The sequence below is a fragment of the Vibrio sp. C8 genome, from assembly GCF_054051265.1.
This window is the reverse complement of sequence record NZ_JBPAOE010000007.1, coordinates 37,162-63,916: the sequence shown is the minus strand read 5'-3', so window position 1 is coordinate 63,916 and position 26,755 is coordinate 37,162. Positions and strand designations below refer to the sequence as shown.

Below are 26,755 nucleotides of genomic sequence, written 5' to 3'. Positions count from 1 at the left end.
TTATGACTACGTCTGCTATTCGTAATCTTGGGCATCTGTTTAAGCGCCGCAAGAAAACTATTGATTTAAGCACTGCAACCCAGTGGCAGCTTATTGGCATGAAAATGCGTCAGCACAAGCTGGCATGGATCAGCATGAAGTTTCTGATCATCGTTTACGTAATTGCCGCATTTGCAGAGTTCTTTGCACCTTTTGACCCAAGTGATAACTGGAGACGCTATACCTATGCACCGCCGCAATCTGTAAGTTTGTTTGAAAATACGGATGATGGATGGCGTTGGGCTCCTCATTTGGAGTTTTACAACAGCGAAACAGATAAGCGCACCTTAAAGAGGCATTATCAGTTAGACCCAGAGACTAAAGTGTATTTTTCGTTCTTTGGCAAAACTGAGTCGTATGAGCTGATGGGTTTTATCCCGATGAGTTACAAGTTCATCGTCCCACACGATACCAAGCAACCGTTCTTCATTTTGGGTTCTGACCGTATGGGACGAGATATGTTGTCACGCCTTATTTATGGTGCGCGTATTTCCTTATCTGTGGGCCTGATGGGGGTATTCACCACATTTGTGCTGGGTATTTTGATCGGTGGTGTGTCGGGTTATTTCGGGGGCACGGTAGATAACATCATTCAACGTACGATTGAATTCATCAAATCGATTCCAACACTGCCGTTATGGATGGCGCTATCAGCATCACTTCCTGCGGAATGGAGCTCGTTAACCAAATACTTCTTAATCACCATCATTTTGGGTTTAGTTTCTTGGCCGGATATGGCTCGAGTGGTGCGCAGTCGCTTTATGTCATTGCGTGGTGAGGAGTATGTGGCCGCGGCTTGGTTGGATGGCAATAGCCCGTTTGAGATCATCCGTCGATACATGGCGCCGAACTTCATGAGTCACATCATCGCAGTAGTAACTCTCGCGATTCCTATGATGATTCTGGGTGAAACTGCATTGAGCTTCCTTGGCTTAGGTTTACAAGCGCCAATGGTGAGTTGGGGCGTACTACTTCAAGAAGCACAAAACATTCGAGCTTTGGCTGAAGCTACTTGGCTACTCATTCCTGCGGTAGCGGTAATTATTGTTATTCTGGCGATGAACTTCGTTGGTGATGGTCTGCGTGATGCTTGTGACCCATACCATGATCAAGGAGCAAAATAATGAGCGATAAAATTCTACAAGTTAAAAACCTGAATGTGAGTTTTCCGACCAGTATGGAGCACTTCCATGCGGTTAAAAATGTGTCATTTGATTTGTATCGTGGTGAAACATTGTCTGTTATCGGCGAGTCGGGCTCGGGTAAGTCGGTCACTTCATCTGCAATTATGCAGTTGTTGGATAAACCAGGGCGAATTGATTCTGGTGAGATTATTTACACCACAGAAACTGGTGATGTCATCGACATTGCACAAATGGATCCGCGCAGCAAGAGTATGCGTTCGTTACGCTGCTTCAACATTTCTCTGGTTTCACAGGAGCCGATGGCGGCTCTGAGCCCAGTGCATACTGTTGGTGACCAAATCAAAGAAGTTCTGTGTCTGGTTGAACCAAGTATCACGAAACAACAAGCGCACATGAGAACGATTGAGTTGCTTGAGCAAGTTCAGATGCCAGAGCCGTCTAGCTTAATCAATAAATACTCATTCGAATTATCGGGTGGGCAGAGACAACGTGTTGTGATTGCAATGGCAATTGCGTCTCGTCCTGACGTTCTAATTGCCGATGAACCGACAACGGCTCTCGATGTTACTACGCAGGCAGAGATTTTGGATCTGTTTAAGAAACTTCAAGATGAAATAGGCATGGCAATCCTGTTCATCACTCACGATCTTGGTGTTGTTGCTCAGATTTCAGACCGAGTTGTGGTGATGGAAAAGGGAGAGGTGGTTGAATGTGGAAATATTCGCCAAGTCTTTGAACGTCCTGAACATCCATATACCAAAAAGTTGATGGAAGCGACGCGATCCCTAGAAAAACCTTCGAAAGTGAAAGTGCCGTATCGTCTGCAAGAAGGGAGTGATGTTCGCCCGATTCTGGATTTGAATGGTGTAACCAAAGTATTCCACAAGCCTGCAAAAATGTTCCAGAAGAAGAGCACAATGAGAGCGGTTGATGGTGCTCATCTTAAATTGTATCCGGGCGAGTCGTTGGGCATTGTCGGCGAGTCAGGATCGGGTAAGAGTACTTTAGGACGAGCGATTCTTGGTATGTCGCCAGCGACATCTGGTACGATTCAATACGTTGATGAAAAAGGCAACGTTGATATTGAACTATCCGATTATAAACGTGTGGCGCGTGACCCGCTGTTTGCAGACCTTCGATTGATATTCCAAGACCCTTGGTCCTCGTTGAACCCACGTATGACGGTATTCGATATCATCGAAGAGCCGTTAATTAAACTGCGTACTGAAATGAACAAAGCGGAACGTGAAGAGCGTGTCCGTAACATTATGAAATGGGTTGGTCTGCCACCTCAGTTCTCAAGCCGTTATCCACACGCATTCTCGGGCGGTCAGAGGCAGCGTATTGTCATCGCTCGTGCTTTGGTCACTATTCCTAAAGTAGTCATTGCAGATGAAGCAACGGCAGCGCTGGATGTATCACTACGTTCGCAGGTTCTGGACTTGCTTATTGAGTTCCAGAACGTGTATGGCACAGCATTCATTCTCATTACCCACGACATTGCTACGGTTAAGTACTTTTGTGATCGAGTGTTGGTGCTGCAACACGGCAAAATCGTGGAGCAGGGGGCTGTGGAACAGGTGATTTACCATCCAAAACAGGCTTACACACAACAGCTAATTGCAGCAGTCCCCATTGCTGAATTAGCGCCTCAAATATCTGTTTAATTCTATTATTCAAAGCCTTCTCATTAGGGATATTGAGAAGGCTTCTTTCGTTGGAGATCTAGCATGAATATTTGGCACAAAATGTCTATTGTTGGTAGGTTCTATTTTGTCACTAGCCTTTTGCTGGTGGTTATTACAGCGATAGGGGGCATCGGCTATTGGCAAAGTCAGAAGATTACGGATCAGTTGGATTACATCGGTAAATTCTCGATGGATGAGCTGTCTCGTTTGTCCGTCGTTGAGACTGAATTGGTCGAGTTGGAAAGTGACATCGCACATTTTGACTCTGACACATGGGAAGAGATCAGTGAACATGTTCTGGTTCACGTCAATTTTTCAAAACAAGAAATAGCTAAAATTGACACTCTGCACGAAGGTTTGAGTTTGCAGTGGGTGGTGCCTGAAACCTTTGAGCAAGATTTTCAACGCCTGATGACTCTGATGGAGACTCACGGAGAACTAATATCAGAGCAGCAAAACCGCACGCAGAACTATCGTTTACTCTCGTCGCAAGTGAAGCGCTATATTTATACCCTGAGCGCTACCGAGAAAGACATGAACAGCGCCATGATAGTGGAGAACCTAAGTAGCCGCTTGGACTCTCTGATGTTCAATATAGACAAAGCGTTAGATTCAAACCACCTAGAAGAGGTTGAAAAATTTTTTACCAAGAACAAAGGGGTGGCTAATCAAATTATGGCTATGGTTGCGGAGCTTGCCGAACGCAGTAGTAGTGTATCTAAACGAAATCTTAAGTTAATAGAATCACTGCTAGCGCATAGCACTGAGAATGATGGTGTGGTTTTCAATCACTTACAGATGATCAAGTTGTCCGCAGAAGAGAAAAGTATTACTCAAAACATCTCTTTTCATGTGCGAGAACAAATTAATGCTTTAGAGGCGTTTAGAGATGTTGTAATCGTTGAAGCCCAAAATAAGGTATTGGAAGTAAAAGAGCAGCAGAGTCGTTATATGCTGCAGTTGGTTGCCTTCATCGTTGCGGTTGGATTACTGTCATTGGGGTTAGTCATCGCGACTTCTCGTAACATTCAATCAGGATTAAAGGCATTAAGAGCGGTTTTAAATTCGATGTCCAACCGCGATCTCACTTTACAAGCTACGTATAGCAAAAGTAGAGAAATGGCATGGTTAGCTAAGCATGTAGAGTCGGTTCGTGAACTGCAGTGTGGTCTATTAGGGCAATTGCAGCAGTCCTCTCAGACACTGAATGAGGTTGTGGAACATAACAGCGAACACGCACGCCAAACGGAGCAAGCGCTCAAAAAACAAGTAGAGCTGACCGATGAAGTTGCGTCATTAACAGAAGAGATGGAAGGCGTTATCAAGCATGTGGCTCAGCAAGCCAAAGCGACTAGTGACAGAATGGCACTAGCGGTTGATGAATCTCAAAAAGGTTATGAACATATCAAGCTTAATGACCAGTGCATTGCTTCGACTTCAATGTTGCTCGAGCAAGCGGTAGAAACAATTGACCATTTAGTAAAAGATGCCAAGCAAATAGAATCTGCTCTTGCGATGATTGAAGAAATTGCCGATCAAACCAATCTACTCGCATTGAATGCTGCGATAGAGGCCGCTAGGGCTGGGCAACATGGTCGAGGCTTTGCCGTTGTCGCTGATGAAGTTCGCCAATTAGCGACTAATACCACTCAATCAACAAACGGTATTTTGGGGAACATTCAATCGCTACAACAAAGTGTCTCTCAATCGGTGCAACTGATTCAACAATGCAAAAGTAGTATGTTAGAAGCCACTCACAGCTCTCAAATTTCTTATGACGCGGTGAAGGAAGTAAAACTGTGCATCGATACTGCTGCCGAGATGTCCCACGCGATATCTGTTGCAACGTCACAACAATTAACAACTAGTCATGACATGGTTGAAAAGTTGGCAGCGATTAAAATCAGTGCGCAAAGCAATACCAAGAGTGTTGAAGCGCTTTCAAATAGCGTCAGTGAGATCAAACAAGTCTCTTCTAAACAACGTGCCTTAGTCAGTGACTATGTGATCTGAGATTAAGGTGGATAATGTTAATGAAACTGCATGTAATTTCTTGACTATCAGCCACTTTTTGTTGAAAAAGCTATGAAAATCACTAAAACGGTCCAGTTCGGTGATTAATTGTGAAAAAAGATAACTGAACCCTATTTTTTTTGAGCACATTATTTTAAATTAACGAGTGGGCGTTTAGTTGTTTGGAAACGTGTTTTAGTTTTTTTGAAAGCTGCTCTAGGCGGCATTCTATCTGAATCGAGCTCATGCCAACTTCTTATTGGGCGATAAAGAGTATGTCGATAAAAATAAATATGAATAATAGGTAAGACAAGATGACAGCTGACAAGCAACCCGAATCTGTTTCTTCCGTATTGAAGACATTTGGTATTTTACAGGCACTTGCTACGCAAAAGGATATTGGTATCAGCGAGTTAGCTCAAAGATTAATGATGTCTAAAAGCACGGTATATCGTTTTCTGCAAACGATGAAATCTCTTGGTTACGTTGCTCAAGAAGGTGAAACCGAGAACTATTCGTTAACTCTAAAGCTGTTCGAACTTGGTTCAGCGGCACTTGAGTATGTTGACTTGGTGGAGATAGCGAACATCGAAATGCGTCGTATCTCTGACCTGACTATGGAAGCCCTTCATTTAGGGGCTCTGGATGGTGATAGCATTATTTATGTGCATAAGTTGGATTCTAAATACAACTTACGTATGCAGTCTCGTATTGGACGTCGCAATCCGCTTTATTCCACGGCAATTGGTAAAGTATTGCTATGTACTCGCCCTGATCAGGAAGTTCGCGACATTCTTTCAGAGGTTGAGTTTGTTCAAACAACAGAGCGCACACACAAAGACGTGGATTCTTTACTGGTTGAGTTGGCGCTGGTTAAAGAGCAAGGTTTTGCTGAAGATGTTGAAGAACAAGAAATCGGTTTACGCTGTATTGCCGTACCTGTATACGACCGTTTCCATCAAGTGATCGCGGGCTTGAGTATTTCTCTTCCAACTATACGTTTCACTGAAGAGAAGAAAGTGGAATATGTGACTGAGTTGCATGCTGCTGCTCGACGTATTTCTAAGAAGCTAGGCTGCGCTGATTATCCTTATGCAGACTAATTAACAACCTTTCATAATTAAAAGCCGTGTATAGCCTCATCTATACACGGCTTTTTTACTTTGGGTTGTTTAAATACTAAACAGATTTTTTCCTTGAGATATTGCAACAGCAAAATGAACGGAAATTGCCAAAACCTTGGACAGAATCTCACTCTGGACTGACATTTTTCTCATGATGATTTGGCATTGTACTTATATGTTTGAGTGATGTTTTAAGAGATATGACATGGAATTTTGCCAAGAAGATCGAAGAGCCTTATATGATGTATGGATGTCGCAAAAAGCGAAAATGCATCTTACCCAAATGGAAATAACCAAACGTCTTGGTGTAAGCCAAGTGGAGTTTTCAAATCTTTTACGTGGCAGCGAGCCCTTATCTATGTCATTCGTGACAAAGTTCTGTAAACACTTACACGTTGAACCGGAAAACGTATTACCAACGTTGAGACAGAAGAGTGGAAGAGGGGAGTCTGTCGTTTATTTGCAGAACCGAGTCAGTGTGGATGGCGAGATTCAGAAAGTGCACGTGGAAGGCAATCAAGTCATTATTGAATATGTGCACGTCGCGAAGTAAGGAAGAGATTTTCCAAGATCTAAGGTGTAGATTCGTAAAAAAGCCAGTCGAAAAGACTGGCAAGGAGATCTATTTTTCCCTATTTAGAGGGTGTTGTCATATCGTTGTTTTAATAAACTTTTGATCAGGAGATGAAGTCTTTACGCATCGGCGTAAAGTTATCTAGCAAGACGCCTTTTTCTAAACAAACACAACCGTGCCTTACGTTTGGTTCTTTGTAGAGTGCATCTCCTGCTTTTACGATTTTCTTTTCATCACCGATAGTGAATTCGAATTCGCCGGAAAGGACATAAGTTAGCTGTTCGTGCGGATGGTTGTGTAGAGTACCGATCGCACCTTTTTCAAAATAAACTTCTACGCTCATGATGTTCTCGCTGTATGCAAGGATTTTGCGAGATATACCATTGCCCAGATCTTCCAATTTCACGTCTTTGTTGTATACGAACATAGCTTGTCCTTTCTTATATAACTTCTGATGGAATTGCTGCTTTCTTTTCGTCTCTAACCAAGCGATACATGGTCAGCAAGTTAACGCAAATCAAGGTCGCTTCAAGCATGGTTCCACCAATGGAACCGATGATTATATTGTTGATTAACCAGCAGACTCCTCCCACTAAGAAGGCAATGCGCATCGCTATCCCTCTAAGCATAAACACGGCGAATGTCCCGATAACGGTCCCAACAATCGGCCACATGTCCCACCAGTGGTTTGAGATACCTAACCCTAAACTTAGTCCCAAAACTATAAATACAGCGGCAACATATCTTGAGGAAGTATAAATCGATGTCCCGGTTCTTACAGCGGATAGGGCTGCACTTAACGCCGAAGTCATTGAACCGAGCAACAAGTAATGCAACAGATGGTTCATATTAAAAATCAGCATAATGATTTTCAATTTACGGTCATCTTTTTGATAAAACGTTGATATACCCAAAGCAAAACTGACTAACCCTAAAGCCTGAGCCAAAGAAAAATCCATCAAACTCTCACACTCGAAAAGTAATAGACAACAGAGCAAATCATAAAAATTACTCAGAACCCTTTTCAAATGGACTGCGCTTGATGCTTATTAAATGCAATTTTAACAAGTGCTTAGAAACGCTAAGTAAACTACTATTCATCAGTATCTGAGTGTTTTATCGTTGGTACGATATACAAAAAACGCATCAATTACAATTAATATTAAAACACCTTTTCAATAATGTGTGAGTGATTAACTTTTTTAAATCAGCGCTTAGATACAAAGCTACCTATCTTCTTGGATAACATACTATGTTCTGAAATACAGCCTTATCTGTAACCGCTTGATAGCCATGGGGTTGATCTGCCATGAAACGAATGCTCTCTCCTTGACCAATAAGGTGCCATTGCCCCTCAAAGTAGAGATTTAGTTCACCACTTAGAACGTGTACATGCTCTATTACCCCTACATCATGGGCCTCCGACATCTGTTGATGCTGATCGGTTAAGGTTATTTCGAACATTTCAAATCCAGCGTCTTCCTTAAAGGGGAACAACGTATTTACTTTCATTTTTGGATCGTCAGGAAAGGTCAGTTCACTGCTTCGTAGCTCTGGTTCATCAGCAAAGAAAGCTGAAAATGAGGTTTCTAATCCACTGGCAATTTTCCAAAGTGTTGAAATGGTTGGGCTTGATTCGCCTCTTTCGATCTGCCCAAGCATGGCTTTTGAAACTCCAGTTAGCTTTGATGCTGCATCTAAACTCAACCCTTTGTTTGTTCTTAGCGCACGTAAGTAGTTGGCTATTTGAGTTTTGAAAATGGTGTCATCCACAAATAAAATCCTTGTTGTGCGTTATAGCGCACAGTGATATTCTCAGCTACGTACGTTATAACGCACGGCTAAAAGAATTTCTAGGAAAAGGGTATGAAATGCAAAAAGGAATGTTTAATTTAAGTCACGTTTCGGCAGGCTTTACCGCAGTATTAGTGGGTTACACCAGTTCAGTGGTGATAATTATTCAAGCTGCAACAGCCGCAGGCGCAACTTCTTCTCAAATAGAAAGTTGGTTGCTGGCTCTTGGACTTGCAATGGGCCTCACTTCGATTGCCTTTTCCTGGTATTTCAAGAAGCCAGTTTTAACGGCTTGGTCAACGCCGGGAGCGGCTATGCTGGTAGCTGCAGTCGGGCAATATGATATGTCAGTGGTGTTAGGCGCATTTGTCATTTCTGGCTTATTGATTGTATTAACAGGGCTGATATCACCACTAAGTAAAGCTCTGGCTAATATCCCTCCTCAGTTGGCGACTGCGATGTTGGGAGCTATATTGCTTTCGTTTTGTGTGAAAACCTTTAGCCCAGTGATGACCGACCCTATTATCTTCTTCTGTATGTTTGCCGCATTTTTAGCAGGAAAGCGATTTCTGCCTCAGTACACTATGGCGATATTGCTGCTTGTTGGTATTGTTTATTCAGTGATTAGTGGTGCATTCGACAATCAAAGTATTGATCTGACGTTTGCAAAACCGGAGTGGATCACTCCGAGTTTTAGTATCGCTGCGATGATCAACCTGAGTTTTCCGCTTTATATCATTACAATGCTTTCTCAGAACTTACCCGGTATTGCCATGATGAGATCGCACTCTTACGAAGTTCCAGTCAAACCGTTGCTTCTTGGGAGTGGGATAGCCAATATTCTGTTTGCACCTATAGGCGGCTTTAGCGTGAATTTAGCAGCGATATCCGCGGCGATTTGTATGAACAAAGAAGTCGATGAAGATCCTGCACAGAGATATCGTGCTGTGATTTGGGCAGGCATTTTTTATTTGATAGCCGGTGTGTGGGCGACCACTGTGGTGGCAACTTTCCTAGCTCTGCCTAAGGAAGTGACGCAGATTCTTGCAGGTCTCGCTTTGTTAGGTACCTTGCTGATGTGTTTTCAGACGGCTTTTAAAGATGAAAATATTCGTGAATCTGCGCTATATACATTTTTAATTACCTTGTCTGGAGTGACATTCGTTGGGATTGGTTCTGTGGTGTGGGGCTTAGTTGTGGGGCTGTTACATCTACACTTTATAGCCAAGAAAGTGTAGATGATTGCTGCAAAGGTTTTTGTTTTCGAAAGCTTCCAGTGATTTAGGTCTTACAGAACTTCTCCTCAAAATGATCTATCGAGTTTTGCAGTAATGGGTGTGTGATTGTTCCAGATTACTACATTCTTAATATTGCTATTAATTGAATTAATACTAGAAATTTCTAGACGGTACATTATTGAGTTAGCTAGGATTACTACACGAAAAGAATGTGTGTCTGGTTACATATTTAATAGATCTGACTTAACTGATTGAACCAGCATATAGGTGGAGAACCGTAGTGAGTGTGAAGTTAAATCCCAAGTCTATATTTTTGACGTTTCTATTTATAATCGTCCTTCTTATTATTGCTAATTTGGCAGGTGTATATGCTCGGTTCTATCTGCATCTTCCTCATATTAAGAGCTTTATTCGTCTTGTTGATGTGGATACAGAAATGAACATTCCAACCTTGTATTCTTCATTTGCGATGTTTGTTGCAAGTGGTTTACTTGCGTTGGTTGGCTATATGCATCGGGTGAGAAAGGAATCTAGTTTTCCTTGGTTTGGCTTAGCGTTTATCTTTATCTTTTTATCAATAGATGAGTCATCAGAGTTTCATGAAATGCTAGTTGGCCCAGTGAGAGAGACTTTGCATACGTCGGGCGTGTTCTATTTCGCTTGGGTGATCCCATATGGCATTTTGGCGATTGTATTAGGTATCGCTTATTTTAGATTTCTACTGAATCTACCAAGAAACATATTAGGTTTATATGTGCTCTCTGGTGTTGTTTTCTTATCGGGGGCGTTAGGGCTTGAACTGGTGGGTGGTGTGATCGCACAGAAATCGGGAACAGATTCATTCATCTATGCCATGAGTTACACCTGTGAAGAAACGCTGGAAATGTTGGGTATTGCTCTTCTCATCTATACAACGAGCCGCTATATCGTTCAGGTGTTTCCGGGCACCAAACTGGAATTTGTAGAGTCAAAATAATCTAGTATTCATTCGCCTTAAGGCCTCTGGTTTTGGGAGAAATCAGAGGCCTTTTTAAACTCTGCTTCCATTCTCTATTTTTAACTCTATTAACTTCATCCAGAGCCCTACAATTAGTGCTAACTATTCTATTATTAAAGGGTCTTTAGTCATGAGTAGGTACCTAACTATGAACAAACTAAGTGTCGGATTACTAGTGTGTGCGAGCGTATTGTCTGTTAACAGTTTGGCGAGTGAAGAGACAGATACTCGACCAATGCGAATGATGCCATCATTTGAAAGCGTAGACACCGATGGTGACGGTGTGATCAGTATGTCTGAACTGGATACATATCGTTCAAGCATGCCCATGCAAATGAATCAAGGGAACAATTCAACTGCGAATGCAAAACAAATGAATAAGAGAGACTCAGTCAGTGCATTTGCTTCATTCGATAAAAACAAAGATGGCGTAATTACCCAAGAAGAATTTGCGGCCCATAGTCGTTATTCAAACCCTGGTAACGGGACGGGCGAAATGAAGATGTATAAAGAGGAAAAAACTAACCGCAATAAGTCCAAAAATGAAAACGGTGGTGGTAACAACAACAGCAACGGAAAAGGCAATAAAACGAATTAGGTAGTAAACAGTTCCCCTGAACTTGATGGTGCAGGGGAATTAAATATTAGATGAAAAATTATGCGAGGGCTTTTTCAACCGCCATAGATAGAATGTCGTGATCTGGAGTCATATCTGGGGCAAAATGACCAATAACTTTGCCATCCTTGCTTACAAGAAACTTTTCAAAGTTCCATAAAATATCGCCTTCTTTTGCTTCGATACCATACCCTTTTAGTTTTTCTACAAAACCGCTTTCAGGTGCGGTTGTGCGTTCAGGTTGAGCAGAAAATAGGTGTTGGTATAGAGGGTGGCGACCTTCTCCGTTAACTTCGATTTTACTAAACAGAGGAAACGTCACGCCAAAACGCATGCTACAAAATGACTGGATGTCTCCTTCTTGCCCTGGTTCTTGTGCACCAAATTGGTTACACGGGAAACCAAGAATTTCCAATCCATTTTCTTTTTCAGCTTGGTAAAGCTTTTCTAAACCTTCGTACTGAGGTGTTAGACCACATTCAGAAGCCGTGTTAACGATCAGCAGTGCTTTACCTTTAAAGTCAGCTAGTTTCTGTTGTTTACCTTCAATTGTCACCAAATCAATATCATAAATTGAGCTCATTATCCTGTCCTTGTCTTCCGGTTGAAGTACTTTTAGTTTCTTATTTTCTCAATGAAGTTTTAGCGGCAACAGCCGAGACTTCAAGTCTGATTAACTTTTACCACATCAAAGTAACGCACAATTATATTGCGAGCAATGATAAATTGGTTGGCAGGTTAAAGATGAATCGATTTCTATTGTATTTAAGTAGTGCTAAGTGAGAGACAATTGGGAACATTCTCACTGATAAACTAAGAGCCATTTAAATTACTATTTGTTTTAGCTGAATGAAATAAATCTAAATTATCTATTTCAACGCATCCTCAAGTGTTTGCATTTTATCTTTTTTTCGCTGTATCAAACTTTATCTACTTTTTCCCAAGGTATTGGATCTATAAACCAAAGTTTATCGTATACAAGTAGAGGGAGCTGGCAAGTAACACAGGTGTAAATAGTTACCCATTAGTTTTTCATCTACCTAAAAACATAATCGATTCTGTTGGGCCCTATAGATGTATTTGCTGTAGCTTTGACTTTATAAGTTTCAAAGGAGGTTTGATGAGGGAAAAGCTTTTCTGCGAGAAAAATTTGCCAGTTTATTTGTCAGATCAACTTAACTTTGCATATCTAACAATAATGCTTTGCGTTAGTCACAGAATACTATCCGTTTACCCGATATAGTAAATTTTATAGAACTAACACACAGCTCTAATATTCGCTCTTTAAGTAGGCCCTTTAATAACAACTCAAATCACCAATTTTACTTAAATAGTAACCTCAGGAGGTCTCTATGTCCCAAAATTATGATAGACATATCAGTAACTTGACTAAAGACACATATGCTTTGATATTGGCAGGAGGCCGTGGGAGCCGTCTTTTTGAACTCACCGACTCTCGAGCAAAACCTGCTGTTTATTTTGGTGGTAAATTTCGTATCATCGATTTTCCATTATCAAACTGTTTTAACTCTGGCATTCACCGTGTAGGTATTGCAACACAGTATAAGTCACACTCGTTGATCCGTCATATTAGCCGAGGGTGGGGAAGCTTTAGGGCTCAACAATTTGTTGAAATATTACCAGCTTCACAACGAACCGGTGATGATTGGTATGCTGGTACAGCTGATGCGGTATATCAAAATATTGATATCATTCGTTCTCACAATCCTAAGTACATTCTAATTTTGTCTGGTGACCATGTGTATCGCATGGATTACGGTACTCTGCTAGCAGAGCATGTGGCGAATAACGCCGATATGACTGTCTGTTGTCTTGAAGTCGATACTGAAGAAGCAGCGGGTAGCTTTGGTGTTTTGACTGTAGATTCCAAAAGTAAAATAGTCGCCTTTGATGAGAAACCAGCCCAGCCAAATGAAATACCTAATAAACCGGGTAAGTGTTTGGCTTCAATGGGAAATTATCTTTTCAATGTCGATTTTCTTTTCAATCAATTATTAAAAGATGTGGATACTGAAGGATCAACCCATGATTTTGGGCACGACATCATTCCTTCAATCATTAATGAGAGTAATGTTTATGCCTATTCATTCAAAGACCCAGACAGTGTGAACCAGCCATATTGGCGTGATGTGGGTACATTGGACTCATTTTGGGAAGCCAATATGGAGCTCGTTACTCCTAAGCCACAACTTGATCTTTATGATAAAGCTTGGCCAATATGGACATATCAAGAACAGCTTCCACCTGCTAAATTTATTTTTGATAACGATGAACGCCGTGGCATGGCAGTAGATTCAACGGTGTCTGGAGGGTGTATTATTTCTGGCTCTACCATTCGAAAATCATTGTTATATTCAAGTGTTCACGCCCACTCATACAGCCTTATAGAAGAGTCAGTATTGTTGCATGGCAGCCATGTTGGTGAACGTGCAAAACTGAAACGAGTTATTCTAGATAGTTATTGCAGTGTCCCTGCGGGATTAAGTATTGGTTATGATAGAGAACAGGATGAAGCCAACGGTTTCCGCGTTACTGAAAAAGGAGTGACTTTGGTAACCAGAACTATGCTGGAAAACCTTGCTAAATAAACGTACCGAATACATCGTTCTGGGGAAACCTAGTCAAAATCATCGCTTGCCGATAAACACAGCAAGCGAGTTTGATTCGTCGGGGCATGTCGTTCTCCAGTATCAGATCGCGTTATCGCAGATTAACTGACTTGAAAAGAGTACGAGCATTGCTTATGGGAATATCCATAATAGAATTCGGTACAAAGAAAAGGCGAGCTTTAAAGCTCGCCTTTATTGATGCTTATGCACAGATTCAATCGCTACTCGTAGCTTTCAATGCTAGGGCAAGAACAGATTAGATTACGGTCGCCATAAACGTTGTCTACTCGGTTAACTGTTGGCCAGTACTTTGAGTCCTTCATTTGCTTACTTGGGAAGCAAGCAGTTTCACGTGAATATGGGTGTTCCCATTGTGAGCTTGATAGATCAACTTGAGTATGAGGAGCGTTAACTAATGGGTTGTTTTCCAGTGGCCAAACACCTTCATGAACTTGGTTGATTTCTTCACGAATCGCGATCATTGCATCACAGAAACGGTCCAGTTCAGCTAAATCTTCAGATTCAGTTGGCTCCACCATTAACGTGCCAGCGACAGGGAAGGACATGGTAGGTGCATGGAATCCGTAGTCCATTAAACGCTTAGCAATGTCTTCTTCGCTGATACCTGTTTCTTCTTTTAACGGACGAATGTCGATAATACATTCATGTGCTACACGGCCATTTTTACCACGATACAACACAGGGTAGTGTGGGCGTAGGCGTTCCATCACATAGTTAGCGTTTAGAATGGCTACTTTGGTTGCATCAGTTAGGCCTTCTGTTCCCATCATTGCAATATATGCCCATGAAATAGGAAGAATAGAAGCACTACCGATATCGGCTGCTGAAACCGCATAATCATTGCCTTCAACACCATCTTCGATGTGACCTGGAAGGAATGGTGCTAAGTGAGACTTAACGCCAATTGGCCCCATACCCGGACCGCCACCACCGTGTGGAATACAGAACGTTTTGTGTAGGTTCAGGTGAGAAACATCTGAGCCAATGAAGCCTGGAGAAGTTAGGCCAACCTGAGCGTTCATGTTTGCACCGTCTAGGTAAACCTGACCGCCTGCTGCATGTACCATGTCACAAACTTCACGTACTTGCTCTTCGTAAACACCGTGTGTAGAAGGGTAAGTGATCATAATGCTCGATAGATTGTCTTTGTGTTTTTCAATCTTATCGGCTAGGTCGCCTAAATCGATGTTTCCGTTCTCATCACATTTAACCACAACCACTTTCAATGAAACCATTGATGCAGTTGCTGGGTTAGTACCATGAGCCGAGCTTGGGATTAAACATACGTTGCGATGACCTTCGCCACGGCTTTGGTGGTAACGTTGAATTGCAAGTAGGCCAGCATATTCGCCTGAAGCACCCGAGTTTGGTTGAAGAGAAAATGCATCGTAGCCTGTAATCTCACATAGCTTCTCTTTCAGATCATTCGCTAGAGCCGTATAACCAGCAGCTTGTGCTTTTGGTGCAAACGGGTGTAGTGCACCAAACTCAGGCCATGTAACTGGGATCATTTCTGCAGCCGCGTTCAGTTTCATGGTACAGCTGCCAAGTGGAATCATACCGTGAGTCAGAGAGAAGTCTTTGTTTTCAAGCTTCTTCAGGTAACGCATCATCTGTGTTTCACTACGGTGTGTGTTGAACACTGGGTGAGTCAGATACTTAGAAGCACGGCGGCAGTTCTCGGGAATAGCGGCGTATTCATTACTTGCAATTGTGTTTGAAAGTGCAGAGATATCTTCTTTAACGTCGAAGATAGCAAACAAAGCTTCAATATCTGCAAGTGTTGTAGTTTCATCGAAGCTAATACCAAGCTGATTTGGAAGCTTGCGTAAGTTGATATCCGCTTGTTGCGCTTTTAGATAGACAGCTTCAGTGTTGCTACCAGTATTGATAGTAATCGTGTCGAAGAAGCTATTGTGTGCAAGCTCGTAGCCTGACTTAGTTAAACCAGCGGCAAGGATTGCAGTTAAATGATGAGTACGACGAGCAATCTTCAATAAACCTTCTGCGCCATGGTATACCGCGTAGAAAGAGGCCATGTTTGCAAGTAGAGCTTGAGCCGTACAGATGTTCGAAGTCGCTTTCTCACGACGAATATGTTGTTCGCGAGTCTGCATTGCCATACGAAGCGCTTGGTTGCCTTTGCTATCAATGGATACGCCGATAACACGGCCTGGCATTGTACGCTTGTAAGCTTCGCGAGTGGCCATAAACGCAGCGTGCGGACCGCCGTAACCCATAGGTACGCCAAAGCGTTGAGCAGAACCGATCACTACGTCCGCGCCCATTTCACCTGCTGGTTTTAGTAGGGTGCTTGCCAAAAGATCTGTCGCAACCGTTACTAACGTTTTGTTTGCGTGTGCTTTTTCGATGATATCGGTTAAATCACGAACTTCACCAGTAGTGCTAGGGTATTGAACAAGCGCACCGAAAACATCTTGTTTAGCAAGGCAATCGATTGCGCCGATAATAACTTCAAAACCAAAGAACTCTGCACGAGTCTTCACCACTTCGATAGTTTGTGGATGAACATCGTCCGCCACAAAGAAGCTGTTACTCTTGCTCTTACCTGCGCGTTGGCACAGAGTCATTGCTTCGGCAGCCGCTGTTGCTTCATCAAGTAGCGATGCGTTGGCAATGTCCATACCGGTCAGGTCCATAACCATTTGTTGGTAGTTCAACAAAGACTCTAAACGACCTTGAGAGATCTCTGGTTGGTATGGTGTGTATGCGGTGTACCAGCCTGGGTTTTCAAGCACGTTACGTAAGATTACGTTTGGCGTGAAAGTGTTGTAGTAACCCTGACCAATGAATGTTCTTTTGACTTGGTTTTGCTCTGCGAAAACACGCATAGCAGCAAGCATGTCAGCTTCACTTTTAGCTGGAGCAAGATTAAGAGGCGATTCTAGGCGAATGCTTGCTGGAACAGTATCTGCGATAAGTGCGTTTAAGCTCTCAGCTTTGATGGTGGCAAGCATTTTTGCTTGATCGTTATGATTAGGACCATTGTGTCGAGCAACAAATTCATTTTGCGTGCTTAGGCTATGAAGTAGTTCAGTCATTTTCCCTTTACCTTCTAAACCACGAGACAACTCGCTTGCGTGGCTTTGAAAAAAAAGCTGCCACGAGTGGACAGCTTTCCTGTTTTATAAATTAGTCTTCTTCGATTGAGCTCAGATACTCTTCGGCATCTTTAAGGTCGTCTAGCTCTGCAGGATCGGACATTTTTACTTTCACAATCCAGCCGCCTTCATAAGGTTCTTCGTTGATAAGCTCAGGGCTATCTTGTAGCTCTTCATTAACTTCAACTACCACACCAGATACTGGTGCATAGATATCAGAAGCCGCTTTTACAGATTCAACAAGTGAAAAGCTGTCTCCAGCTTCAATTTCTGTATCTGTTTCTGGTAGTTCAACGAAAACCACATCACCCAGCATCTCTTGAGCGTGCTCAGAAATACCGATAGTTACAGTGCCATCACCGTTGTCACGAACCCATTCATGGCTTTCTGTAAACTTCAGTGTATTGTCCATTGCTAATTCTCCAAAAAAGTATCCAAACTGTACTACCGATTGAATGGGGTCTTGAGTATTAACGTTCCATTCAATCTTCAAGTATTATCAAATGTTTTGTTGTCGACAGACTTTTTAAATAGACCTTATCAACAACGATTTCAAATTCTAAACGGCTTAACCCTATCATTACTTTTGATGTGTGAAATCCACATCAAAAGTAATGATAGGCATCTCTGGTGCAAAAAGAGATGATTTATTTGTTAGCGCTTCGCTTCAAAGGTTTTGAGTGGTTCTGCTCATTGCTTGTAATTAGTTGTTGAGCATTACACTGTGAACGCGGTCGATATAGATAAGCATTTTATTAAGTAAAAATGTTAAATTTAGCCGGTTCAGCGATACCATCATTATTGGTATAGCTAACAAGCCAGTAACATACTCTTTGGTGTGACAACAATCAATGAAAAATTTCCTATAGGAAACGTGAGTAGCGTTTTTGTTAGCCAAAGCACGCTTTATTTCCCGATGCGCTCTTTAATGAATCAATAGCTTTGTGCCACAATGATTTTCAAATACAGGAATGCTATTCATTAGAGGGAAAGCATGTCAGAAGACATTTATGATGAGTACCCATCAATGATACTTGCCAAAGAAGCAAGTGAACAAAATATCGAACCATTGAAACTTGGGCAGAGAATAAAAGATATTCGAGCAAAGTTAGGGATCACGTTAGAAGAAGCTAGTAACCGAACGGGTTTGGCTCGCTCGACACTAAGCAAGATAGAGAACGAACAGATTTCGCCAACCTTTCAAGCAATGCAAAAGTTAGCTCATGGTTTGCAAATTGATATGCCACAACTATTTGAACCACCTAAGAAAATTTTAGCAACAGGCCGTAGGGATATTACAAGAAACAATGTGGGTAAACCCCATCCTACACAAACCTATGAGCATGAGCTGTTAGCTACTCAGTTATCAAATAAGAAAATGATGCCGTTTAAAAGTCGCGTTCGAGCTCGTGCTTTTGAAGAGTATAGTGACTGGGTTCGCCATGACGGCGAGGAGTTTCTTCTTATTCTCGAAGGTGTGGTTATGTTTTATAGCGAGTTTTATGAACCTGTTCGCTTGGAAGAGGGCGACAGCGTTTATTATGACGCCACGATGGGACACATGCTGGTTTCATTAAGTGAAGATGACGCACATATTCTCTGGGTAACAGCAAAATAGACTCAAAAACAAAAAGTTTCCTATAGTGAAGGCAAACGTTTGCATTTTGTTTTGAATTGAAGAAAAATACGCCGCATTGATGTTTAGAGACTCAATGCGGCGTTTTTGTCGCCTACAGAGAATGTGATTGAGTTGTTAACTTAGATCTTGGTCACTGTTTGAATCTTGTTAATCAGAGAAAACAGGCGCATTCTTGTTTACTATTGGAAACATGGTTTCCGCTTTATGGAACTTTTGCTTTTTGAGATGGCTGACTCTACGTATAAGAGCTTGGCAAAATGGAGAATAAAATGACTCAAGAACATGCGACTCAGGAACTTCTAGTTACTCCTTTACATGCTTTGCACATTGAAGTTGGTGCAAAGATGGTTCCTTTCGCAGGCTATGATATGCCTGTTCAGTATTCACTAGGCGTAAAAAAAGAGCACTTGCATACCCGCGAGGCTGCGGGACTGTTTGATGTTTCGCATATGGGTCAGCTTCGTCTGCATGGTGAAGGTGCAGCTCAAGCACTAGAAACTTTAGTTCCAGTGGACATCTTGGACTTGCCTCAAGGTAAGCAGCGTTACGCATTTTTCACTAATGAAAAAGGTGGCATTTTAGACGACCTAATGGTTGCTAATTTAGGCGACCATTTGTTTGTCGTTGTTAATGCCGCTTGTAAAGGGCAGGATATCGATCATCTGCATGCGCATTTACCTTCAGGGGTTGAACTTGAAGTGATCGAAGACAGAGCGCTATTAGCACTGCAAGGTCCGAAAGCTGTTGAAGTTCTATCGCGTTTGCAGCCTGCGGTAGCTGACATGCTTTTTATGGATATCCAGCAAGTCAGCATCGATGGTATTGAGTGTATCGTTAGCCGCAGTGGTTACACTGGAGAAGATGGCTATGAAATTTCAGTTCCAGCTGACCAAGCTCAAAAACTGGCTCGTAAGCTAACTTCATTTGAGGAAGTGGAATGGATTGGTCTAGGTGCACGTGACTCTTTACGTTTAGAGTGTGGCTTATGTCTATACGGTCATGATTTAGATACAACAACTACGCCAGTAGAAGCAAGTTTGCTATGGGCGATTCAGCCAGTACGTCGCACAGGCGGTGCTCGTGAGGGTGGCTTCCCAGGGGCTGAGATTATTCTCAACCAGATCGCGACTAAAGATGTGGCTCGCAAACGCGTTGGGTTGGTTGGTCAGACGAAAGCGCCAGTTCGTGAAGGTACAGAGTTGTTTGACGCAGATGGTCAACATATTGGTGCTGTTACAAGTGGTACTGCGGGTCCAACAGCGGAAAAACCAGTTTCTATGGCTTATGTTCGTACTGACTTCTCAGCAGTTGGTACGGAATTATTTGCAGAAGTTCGTGGCAAAATGCTCCCGATGTTGGTAGAAAAAATGCCGTTTGTACCGCAAAGATACTACCGCGGTTAAGTTAATCTAAGTAAATAGGTTAGTCCTAAGAGCCGTAAGTCTAGTCTTACGGCTCTTTTTTATTTACATTAGCCGTCTAAAATTATCTGTAACAGATGTAAGTAACGGATTACTCCTATGAAGAAAAAAAAGGCTGCATTACTTTCAACTCTAATTGGTGTGTGTGGCAATGTATCAGCCGCGGAAGATTATACCGCGTACATAGTAAATGGCTCTTATGCCAATATTACGAACTTTTCTTCCTACGTTGCTTTGTTTGTCGATTTGATTGAATACAACAATACTTACTATGCTGGAAGTTATTGTGGTGGAACAATTTTAGATGCCAATCACATTCTAACGGCTGCTCACTGTGTTTATAGCTCGGATCCAGATAACAACCTGTATTCGCTGTTTAGTGTAGTTGTACCGGAGTTGCAGAAGGAAAGTTATTACCCCTACAGCATCAATGAAAAAAAACGCGTTTCAAAGATCTATTATAGAGATGACTACAATAGCACCACGTTAAATAATGATCTGGCAATACTGCAACTGGAATCTGCATTAACTACTATTAACTCTAGTCATTATGCGAATAGACCTTCGACAGGTACTACTTACCGTAACGCTTCAGAGACTTTTTATGCGGTCGGGCATGGTAATACCAAAACTGGTGTTGATGATAATGATGATTTACAAATGGCCTCATTAACGTATGTGGATAATAGTTCTTGTAACTACAGCAATATGACAGACACCAAACTATGTATGGAGGGAGCGGTTAATCCATCAAATGGCTTAGAGGCCAGCACTTGCCAAGGGGATTCTGGAGGCCCTTTGTATTGGTACTCCGGTGGCAGTTATATTCAAGTGGGATTAACCAGTTTTGGCCCTTCTACATTTTGTGGCGATGCCAGCTCAAAGTTTGGGGCTACTTCAGTTTTTACAGAAGTTTATGACTACCGAACATGGATAGACAGCGTACTAGCCGGCACCTAGACAGCAAAATATATCGCGACCGATGCCAAAAGGCAGTCATACGTCGACCGTATTGGACAAGAATCTTCTAGCTCGGGAGATTCTGGCGGAGGGGCATTTGGTTTTATGTCGCTATTGTTTATGACTCTTTTGGCGTTCGTAAGGCGTAACGCTCAATAAAATATTCAACTACCTTTCAACTATTCCTCCAAGTCGTTGTCATACACCTGCACGACGACTTTTTTTTCACATCGTGTAATGCACAATTCATCCGCTTTCTAATTACTGGGATCTAGTTCTATAGTTTATTAGCTTAAACTTGTTTACATAACGTTTACATGCAAAATGTTATTTAAACTACTGATATAGTTATCTGTATATATGATTAATTATAATGAGAATTTCTTGAATAAATTTAAATCAATATTAGGGCCTATTTATCCCTTAGCAGCAGCTTCCGTTGCGATGATTGTCTTGTTTACTCTTTCACGCATAGGATTGTCCTTATGGCATTTCGACCGTGTATCGGATGTTAATGGGTGGGGAGATATCCTACTGAGTGGATTGCGTGTTGATTTCGCGTCTGTCTCTTATCTTTTTATTCTTCCAGCGTTATTAGCTTCATTTCTATCTGGTGATCACTTTATTGGTCGTGTGTGGAACTGGATTCTTAGGATTTGGATAACGGCGGGTTTGTGGTTAGTCGTTTACATGGAAGCTGCTACCCCGCCTTTTATCATCGAGTATGACTTACGACCGAATCGATTGTTTGTTGAATACCTGATTTATCCAAAAGAAGTGTTTGGCATGCTTTGGTCCGGCTACAAGCTTGAGCTATTTTTTGGGCTCGCTGTAAGTGTCATAACGCTTATTGTTGGTTGGAAATGGTCAGCATCTCTCGTTAAATCATTAACATACCCACGTTGGTACTGGCGTCCATTTATTGCTGTTGCTGTGGTTGCTATATGCTTGATGGGGGCTCGTTCTTCACTTGGACACCGTCCATTAAACCCTGCGATGGTAGCATTTGCTGCTGACCCTTTAGTGAATGACTTGACGTTAAACTCCTCTTATTCCGTAATATTTGCAGCTAAACAAATGGGATCAGAAGCGAGTGCATTCGAGTTTTATCCAAAAATGGATAAGCAACTGATTGTGGAACAGATCAAAGGCTCAATGAATATTGATCCGGGAGCCTTCACTGATAATCAAAAGCCGACTCTCGCTAATCATGTAGCGTCTTATAACGGCCCAAGAAAGAACGTTGTGATTCTTTTATTGGAGAGCCATGGGGCACGTTACGTTAAAAGTTTGGGGGGTATTGATGCCTCTCCAAATCTGGACAAACTGATCCAAGAAGGTTGGGCATTTACAAGAATGTATGCCACAGGTACTCGCTCAGTTCGCGGTATCGAAGCAGTAACAACAGGCTTTTCCCCGACACCAGCCAGAGCTGTGGTTAAACTGGGTAAGAGCCAGACGAACTTCTTTACCATTGCTAATTTGTTGAAAGCAAATCAATACCACACTCAATTTATCTATGGTGGAGAAAGTCATTTCGACAACATGAAGAGCTTCTTCCTAGGAAATGGCTTTGTTGATATGCAAGATTTTCCAACGTTTTCTTCTCCAAGATTTGTTGGCTCTTGGGGGGCGTCTGACCAAGATCTCTTTGCTAAGGCCGATGAACAATTTACACAGCTAGCACAAACAGAACAGCCATTTTTCAGTTTAGTTTTTACCTCTTCAAACCACAGTCCATTTGAATATCCAAATGGCGTGATTGAGCCTTACAATGAACCTAAACAAACTGTAGAAAATGCAGTTAAGTATGCGGATTATGCTTTAGGTGAATTTGTCGAAAAGGCGAAAAAATCTAAGTATTGGAACAACACTGTTTTCGCCGTGATTGCAGATCATGATGCTCGCGCGACAGGCACACTTCCAGTACCGATTGGACACTTTAAAATTCCCGCTGTGATCTTTGGAGGTGGTATTGAACCTCAAGTAGATGATCGTTTGGTGAGTCAAATTGATTTGGTACCGACATTGTTATCGTTAGCTGGTATCAGCAGCCAAAACCCGATGATAGGGCATGATTTGACACATGAAGTTCCCGTAGAAAAGCAACGTGCGATGATGCAACGAGATAAGAATTTTGCTTGGATGACAGCAGATAATGAGGTTGTGGTAATTCAACCAGAGAAGGGGATCTCAACTTATACCTATAATCCTAGTGAGGACTCTTTAACAGCTGCATCGCTCAGTGAAGCGACTGTTATTAAAGCTCACGCTAACGCCATGTGGGGTAATTTGGCGTTTGACAACAATTACTATACGGCTCAAAAAAGCTACGCTGTGAGTCAGTAAGAAGAATTTCCTCAAGCAGTGGTGTTTGACGCTGCTTGAGGAATAACATCACTTCGAAGCAGGGTATAACGACTAGCGCTAGCAACAGACAGCGGTTTAGAAAACCAATAACCTTGAAAATAAGATGCGCCCATGTCTTTGTATTTTTGGAACATGGCTTGGTCTTCAATCCCTTCAAACACAATATCAATCCCTTTTGAAAGGCATAACTGAGTAATAAACTGTAAGTACTGCTCGTAAGCATCATTGGTCATCGACTTCGTTGTCATCACTCTATCTATCTTAATTTGCTTTAACGGCAAACCTAAGAAGCTGTGAATTGAGCTGAAACCGGATCCAAAGTCATCAAGAGACAACGAAAATCCCATACTGCTTAGAATATAAATCTGGTTTAGTGCATTCTTGTTACCGTCGAGCATGACGGTCTCTGTTAGTTCGAGAACGATGTTTTTTGGTTCGACGTTAGAATTTACAGCGAGTGTATAAAGGTTTGAGGGGAAGTTAGTGTCTAGGAGTTGCAACACAGAGACGTTTACGTTGACGCGTATGTTGGCTTTGTTTAGTTGGTTATAGCGGCTGATGAAATTACAGGCTTTAGAAAAAACCAAATACCCCAGCTCATTAATCAGTCCCTTTTTTTCAGCAATAGGAATAAATTCATCGGGATATATTTCACCGTATCCTTTAGAACGCCACCTTACTAAGGCTTCAAAACTGGCAACCTTCCCATCACTTGCATTGATTATGGGTTGGAACTTAACGCTCAAAGAACGAGAATGGATCGCTTCTTTAAGTTCTTTCTCAATAAAAAAGAAACGATCGACATTGTGCTGAGTTCTACCGTTATAGATCTCTATACGAGAGCAGTTATTTTCGCCAGCGAACTGACAAGTTCTTGAAGCTATACTCAGGCATTCCGTCGCGGTTAAGTTCGTGTCTATGTAAGGATAAACACCGATACTAATTTTATCCCCATATAACTTGCCATATTCAAGAGTAGACTCTGCATAATGCTTAAGGATATTTTGGCAAAGTCGCTGAAGTTCTCCAGTGGTGTAGTCACCGTAAAGCAATACTGCAAAGTCGTCAGAACGTACCCTATAGTGCTCGCAATCACTATCAGGAAGTACACGTAACGCACCCGTCAAGTGTTCGATAATCTGTTGAAAAACATCTGTGCCATATTGATTGAGGTAAGACTTGATGTCGTCAATTTGAATATAGATAAGCGTAGCGTTAACTTGCGGTTTTTTAACGAGAGCTTCAATGTCGTGAATCAGTTTGGTTCTGTTTGAAAGACCTGTGGCATTATCAAAAAAGGCCGCTTGGTGGAGATAGGATTCCATCAACTTTTGATCGGATATATCACGATGACTTCCAACCATAAAAGTATGCCCGCATATGGTTTTTGTCGTTGCGACACCTTCAACCCATATGTACTGTCCGTTGGCTTTTCTTAAACGATACTGGGTAACGATATTCCCACCTTCGTCAATATGTTGACCGATCCGGCTATCAAGCAAAGTAGAATCTAAAGGGTGAACAATGTTAAACCAGTCTGATAGTTCGATGGTCTTCGATTCAAATCCGAACTGATGATAAAACTCAGGGTTATAAAATGTCATTAAACCCTGCTCATCCATATAGAAAACACCGTGTTTGAACACGTCAAAAATGTGTACTAAGCGCTTCAAATATGTGTCATCCAGAGCATTCTCTATAACAGATAACTTGTCTTGTTTAAACGACATAACCGCATACCAACTCTAACAACTGCTAACCATAATGCGAAATATGGATGAAAGAAATATGAATCTAAAACATCTGTTGTTTCTAGAGCTTTAGAGTATTAAACCTAAACAATGTTTCAATTTAAATCTAAATGAATAACGATTCAATTATTGATAATAGTAATTGTTGTTAATCGTGCTATAGCGCAAGCTTTAATAACAAAAACGTTCCTTTTTAATAGCGCATCTTGTTGATGTTTAAAATAATGGACCTATTAAAATGCGGCTAAACGCCGCATTTTTGTTTTCTAAGATACGAGCTTAACGCTCCCAATATGCTTCTTCCAAACTGTCTTCACGCTCTGGCAACGATCGAGACAAACGAGGGGAGTGCTGAGTCAACACTTCATAACTGACACGGTTCGCGTATTTACATACCTGAGAGAGAGACGAATAAGTCAGATATGGCTGATCGTGCTTAACGGAATTTGGCACATTAATCAGATGGAAGGCGTTGGCCGCCATATCATGCAATAGCGCAGATAAAGCACCGTCACCTGCTCCGTTGGTATTCTTTATTTCTAGTGGACCTCCCAGGTAAGGTCCGATATGTGAATAGATTTTTACTGGGTTTGTACAATCATTTTTGCGCATTGCACGGCTGAATTCGTACTTATTAAACTCTGGAATGTTGCCCGGAAGTAGTGGTAGTTCTGTTTCACGCTTACTGGATTCGTCAGTATAACCAGCCATAAACAAGCCGATTGGTCCTGCGGTACAGAGAACTAAATCAACCCATTGGAGAGCAGTGTCTGATGCAAGAAGCGGATCTTTATGTCCCGTCAATGCTTCACCTTCTTCTTCATTCATCGCAACGACAGTGACGTTTTCCTTTAGAAATTCTTGCCACCATTTCTCATTACCTTCAATGACGTACTTGGTGCCCAGAGTTAGCACTACAGGAATGTTGTTTGCTTTGGCTAATTCAATTGCTCGTTGAACCGCTTGAGGCATAGGGTCTTCAGGCTTTCCACGCATAAGATAGGACGAAACAACCAATGCAGATGCTTTTTCGAATACTTGCTCAGGAATGCTATCCGGACGCAATTTATTCATATGGCCTTCGTTTATCGCAAAGGTACGTTCGCCATCTTCTGTGATTAACGTATAGCAACGACCTATAGGACCATCAACGGTTTGAAGATGGTTCAGGTTCATACGCGAAGAAGTTCGACATAAGTAACGATAGGCAAATGAACCGACTTCGATGTTTTTAGACATAACACCAAGAAGCACAGATTTGCTATCCGCCAGCACAGAATAGTTATGTAGCGTATTACCAATAGTGTCACCCGGATGTTGATGGGTAATCAGATTCAGCTCAACCAACTCTTTGTATAAGGCATCTGCTTTCGTCTCTTCAAGGACAAGAGAATGCCCCTTGCTTAAATTGTATTTGGTTAAGAAGTCGTTATCTACTCGAGTTTCTATATCAACAATTGTCTGTCCAACGCCGATGATTATTGGACGATGTAGCTTTGGCGCCTGCTGAATGTGGTTGAGTAATGGATCTCGAGCATGTGTCGGAAAGTAGTGCTTAGATTTACGCTGTCCGGGAAACTTCATCTTGAGTATTAGGGGAAAGAAATATTTCG

At 41.9% G+C, this 26,755-nt stretch carries 22 protein-coding genes; 14 read left to right on the top strand and 8 right to left on the bottom strand.

Features of this window, described 5'->3' with window-relative positions:
* Positions 1 to 2: 2 nt before the first annotated feature.
* The 5 genes from ACRQQK_RS04395 to ACRQQK_RS04375 all read left to right on the top strand — a co-directional run bounded on the left by ACRQQK_RS04395 (position 3) and on the right by ACRQQK_RS04375 (position 6,562).
* A complete protein-coding gene (locus ACRQQK_RS04395) occupies positions 3 to 1,163 on the top strand; it encodes an ABC transporter permease (RefSeq protein ID WP_457510218.1) in 1,161 nt (386 codons plus the stop codon).
* Entirely contained in the window at positions 1,163 to 2,851 is a 1,689-nt protein-coding gene (locus ACRQQK_RS04390; RefSeq protein ID WP_457510217.1) for a dipeptide ABC transporter ATP-binding protein, read from the top strand. The genes ACRQQK_RS04395 and ACRQQK_RS04390 overlap by 1 nt, the downstream gene beginning before the upstream one ends.
* Positions 2,852 to 2,914: 63 nt before the next feature.
* Positions 2,915 to 4,885: a methyl-accepting chemotaxis protein gene (locus ACRQQK_RS04385; RefSeq protein WP_457510216.1), complete on the top strand. Its 1,971-nt coding sequence runs from the start codon at positions 2,915 to 2,917 to the stop codon at positions 4,883 to 4,885.
* 314 nt (positions 4,886 to 5,199) lie between these two features.
* Entirely contained in the window at positions 5,200 to 5,988 is a 789-nt protein-coding gene (gene kdgR / locus ACRQQK_RS04380) for a DNA-binding transcriptional regulator KdgR (protein ID WP_457510215.1), read from the top strand.
* A 226-nt stretch (positions 5,989 to 6,214) separates the two neighbouring features.
* Entirely contained in the window at positions 6,215 to 6,562 is a 348-nt protein-coding gene (locus tag ACRQQK_RS04375) for an XRE family transcriptional regulator (RefSeq protein ID WP_457510214.1), read from the top strand.
* A gap of 124 nt (positions 6,563 to 6,686) precedes the next feature.
* Here ACRQQK_RS04375 and ACRQQK_RS04370 read toward each other — a convergent pair whose 3' ends face one another.
* The 3 genes from ACRQQK_RS04370 to ACRQQK_RS04360 form a co-directional block, all read right to left on the bottom strand.
* Complete coding sequence (locus tag ACRQQK_RS04370; protein ID WP_457510213.1) at positions 6,687 to 7,010, bottom strand: cupin domain-containing protein; 324 nt, start codon at positions 7,008 to 7,010, stop codon at positions 6,687 to 6,689.
* 13 nt (positions 7,011 to 7,023) lie between these two features.
* Entirely contained in the window at positions 7,024 to 7,542 is a 519-nt protein-coding gene (locus tag ACRQQK_RS04365) for a YgjV family protein (protein ID WP_457510212.1), read from the bottom strand.
* Positions 7,543 to 7,813: 271 nt separating this feature from the next.
* Positions 7,814 to 8,356 carry a helix-turn-helix domain-containing protein gene (locus ACRQQK_RS04360; protein WP_392478876.1) on the bottom strand — a complete coding sequence of 181 codons (543 nt, stop codon included), beginning with the start codon at positions 8,354 to 8,356 and terminating at the stop codon, positions 7,814 to 7,816.
* 98 nt (positions 8,357 to 8,454) lie between these two features.
* Here ACRQQK_RS04360 and ACRQQK_RS04355 point away from each other — a divergent pair, with 98 nt between their 5' ends.
* The 3 genes from ACRQQK_RS04355 to ACRQQK_RS04345 all read left to right on the top strand — a co-directional run bounded on the left by ACRQQK_RS04355 (position 8,455) and on the right by ACRQQK_RS04345 (position 11,210).
* On the top strand, positions 8,455 to 9,615 hold the full coding sequence (locus tag ACRQQK_RS04355; protein ID WP_457510211.1) for a benzoate/H(+) symporter BenE family transporter: 1,161 nt from the start codon (positions 8,455 to 8,457) through the stop codon (positions 9,613 to 9,615).
* A gap of 280 nt (positions 9,616 to 9,895) precedes the next feature.
* The gene (locus ACRQQK_RS04350) at positions 9,896 to 10,591 is read left to right on the top strand and encodes a hypothetical protein (protein ID WP_457510210.1); all 696 of its coding nucleotides are present in this window, start codon (positions 9,896 to 9,898) and stop codon (positions 10,589 to 10,591) included.
* A gap of 169 nt (positions 10,592 to 10,760) precedes the next feature.
* Positions 10,761 to 11,210, top strand: coding sequence for an EF-hand domain-containing protein (locus ACRQQK_RS04345; protein ID WP_171138627.1), 450 nt, complete (start codon positions 10,761 to 10,763; stop codon positions 11,208 to 11,210).
* Positions 11,211 to 11,268: 58 nt separating this feature from the next.
* Here ACRQQK_RS04345 and ACRQQK_RS04340 read toward each other — a convergent pair whose 3' ends face one another.
* Positions 11,269 to 11,811, bottom strand: a complete 543-nt coding sequence (locus tag ACRQQK_RS04340; RefSeq protein ID WP_457510209.1) for a glutathione peroxidase — start codon at positions 11,809 to 11,811, stop codon at positions 11,269 to 11,271.
* Positions 11,812 to 12,580: 769 nt separating this feature from the next.
* Here ACRQQK_RS04340 and glgC point away from each other — a divergent pair.
* Complete coding sequence (gene glgC, locus ACRQQK_RS04335; protein ID WP_457510208.1) at positions 12,581 to 13,837, top strand: glucose-1-phosphate adenylyltransferase; 1,257 nt, start codon at positions 12,581 to 12,583, stop codon at positions 13,835 to 13,837.
* A 242-nt stretch (positions 13,838 to 14,079) separates the two neighbouring features.
* On the opposite strand, the gene gcvP is transcribed toward glgC, so the two are convergent.
* Together gcvP and gcvH are read right to left on the bottom strand one after the other, a co-directional pair.
* Positions 14,080 to 16,941 carry an aminomethyl-transferring glycine dehydrogenase gene (gcvP, locus tag ACRQQK_RS04330; protein ID WP_457510207.1) on the bottom strand — a complete coding sequence of 954 codons (2,862 nt, stop codon included), beginning with the start codon at positions 16,939 to 16,941 and terminating at the stop codon, positions 14,080 to 14,082.
* Positions 16,942 to 17,032: 91 nt separating this feature from the next.
* Positions 17,033 to 17,413 (bottom strand): glycine cleavage system protein GcvH, encoded by a 381-nt coding sequence (gene gcvH / locus ACRQQK_RS04325; RefSeq protein WP_457510206.1) that lies wholly within the window; start codon positions 17,411 to 17,413, stop codon positions 17,033 to 17,035.
* 582 nt (positions 17,414 to 17,995) lie between these two features.
* On the opposite strand from gcvH, the gene ACRQQK_RS04320 reads away from it, so the two are divergent.
* The 5 genes from ACRQQK_RS04320 to ACRQQK_RS04300 all read left to right on the top strand — a co-directional run bounded on the left by ACRQQK_RS04320 (position 17,996) and on the right by ACRQQK_RS04300 (position 23,370).
* The gene (locus ACRQQK_RS04320; RefSeq protein WP_457510205.1) at positions 17,996 to 18,619 is read left to right on the top strand and encodes a helix-turn-helix domain-containing protein; all 624 of its coding nucleotides are present in this window, start codon (positions 17,996 to 17,998) and stop codon (positions 18,617 to 18,619) included.
* Positions 18,620 to 18,909: 290 nt separating this feature from the next.
* A complete protein-coding gene (gene gcvT, locus ACRQQK_RS04315; protein ID WP_457510204.1) occupies positions 18,910 to 20,043 on the top strand; it encodes a glycine cleavage system aminomethyltransferase GcvT in 1,134 nt (377 codons plus the stop codon).
* A 117-nt stretch (positions 20,044 to 20,160) separates the two neighbouring features.
* A complete protein-coding gene (locus tag ACRQQK_RS04310; RefSeq protein ID WP_457510203.1) occupies positions 20,161 to 21,021 on the top strand; it encodes a S1 family peptidase in 861 nt (286 codons plus the stop codon).
* A gap of 12 nt (positions 21,022 to 21,033) precedes the next feature.
* Positions 21,034 to 21,180, top strand: coding sequence for a GlyGly-CTERM sorting domain-containing protein (locus ACRQQK_RS04305; RefSeq protein ID WP_457510254.1), 147 nt, complete (start codon positions 21,034 to 21,036; stop codon positions 21,178 to 21,180).
* A gap of 225 nt (positions 21,181 to 21,405) precedes the next feature.
* The gene (locus ACRQQK_RS04300) at positions 21,406 to 23,370 is read left to right on the top strand and encodes an LTA synthase family protein (protein ID WP_457510202.1); all 1,965 of its coding nucleotides are present in this window, start codon (positions 21,406 to 21,408) and stop codon (positions 23,368 to 23,370) included.
* 11 nt (positions 23,371 to 23,381) lie between these two features.
* Here ACRQQK_RS04300 and ACRQQK_RS04295 read toward each other — a convergent pair whose 3' ends face one another.
* On the bottom strand, positions 23,382 to 25,121 hold the full coding sequence (locus ACRQQK_RS04295; RefSeq protein ID WP_457510201.1) for an EAL domain-containing protein: 1,740 nt from the start codon (positions 25,119 to 25,121) through the stop codon (positions 23,382 to 23,384).
* A gap of 300 nt (positions 25,122 to 25,421) precedes the next feature.
* Positions 25,422 to 26,726, bottom strand: coding sequence for an inosine/guanosine kinase (locus ACRQQK_RS04290; RefSeq protein ID WP_457510200.1), 1,305 nt, complete (start codon positions 26,724 to 26,726; stop codon positions 25,422 to 25,424).
* Positions 26,727 to 26,755: the final 29 nt, after the last annotated feature.

Coding starts and splice junctions, on each gene's coding strand:
- ACRQQK_RS04395 (WP_457510218.1), top strand. CDS start 3: ATGACTACGTCTGCTATTCGTAATCTTGGGCATCTGTTTAAGCGCCGC.
- ACRQQK_RS04390 (WP_457510217.1), top strand. CDS start 1,163: ATGAGCGATAAAATTCTACAAGTTAAAAACCTGAATGTGAGTTTTCCG.
- ACRQQK_RS04385 (WP_457510216.1), top strand. CDS start 2,915: ATGAATATTTGGCACAAAATGTCTATTGTTGGTAGGTTCTATTTTGTC.
- kdgR (WP_457510215.1), top strand. CDS start 5,200: ATGACAGCTGACAAGCAACCCGAATCTGTTTCTTCCGTATTGAAGACA.
- ACRQQK_RS04375 (WP_457510214.1), top strand. CDS start 6,215: ATGGAATTTTGCCAAGAAGATCGAAGAGCCTTATATGATGTATGGATG.
- ACRQQK_RS04370 (WP_457510213.1), bottom strand. CDS start 7,010: ATGTTCGTATACAACAAAGACGTGAAATTGGAAGATCTGGGCAATGGT.
- ACRQQK_RS04365 (WP_457510212.1), bottom strand. CDS start 7,542: ATGGATTTTTCTTTGGCTCAGGCTTTAGGGTTAGTCAGTTTTGCTTTG.
- ACRQQK_RS04355 (WP_457510211.1), top strand. CDS start 8,455: ATGCAAAAAGGAATGTTTAATTTAAGTCACGTTTCGGCAGGCTTTACC.
- ACRQQK_RS04345 (WP_171138627.1), top strand. CDS start 10,761: ATGAACAAACTAAGTGTCGGATTACTAGTGTGTGCGAGCGTATTGTCT.
- ACRQQK_RS04340 (WP_457510209.1), bottom strand. CDS start 11,811: ATGAGCTCAATTTATGATATTGATTTGGTGACAATTGAAGGTAAACAA.
- glgC (WP_457510208.1), top strand. CDS start 12,581: ATGTCCCAAAATTATGATAGACATATCAGTAACTTGACTAAAGACACA.
- gcvP (WP_457510207.1), bottom strand. CDS start 16,941: ATGACTGAACTACTTCATAGCCTAAGCACGCAAAATGAATTTGTTGCT.
- gcvH (WP_457510206.1), bottom strand. CDS start 17,413: ATGGACAATACACTGAAGTTTACAGAAAGCCATGAATGGGTTCGTGAC.
- ACRQQK_RS04320 (WP_457510205.1), top strand. CDS start 17,996: ATGTCAGAAGACATTTATGATGAGTACCCATCAATGATACTTGCCAAA.
- gcvT (WP_457510204.1), top strand. CDS start 18,910: ATGACTCAAGAACATGCGACTCAGGAACTTCTAGTTACTCCTTTACAT.
- ACRQQK_RS04310 (WP_457510203.1), top strand. CDS start 20,161: ATGAAGAAAAAAAAGGCTGCATTACTTTCAACTCTAATTGGTGTGTGT.
- ACRQQK_RS04295 (WP_457510201.1), bottom strand. CDS start 25,121: ATGTCGTTTAAACAAGACAAGTTATCTGTTATAGAGAATGCTCTGGAT.
- ACRQQK_RS04290 (WP_457510200.1), bottom strand. CDS start 26,726: ATGAAGTTTCCCGGACAGCGTAAATCTAAGCACTACTTTCCGACACAT.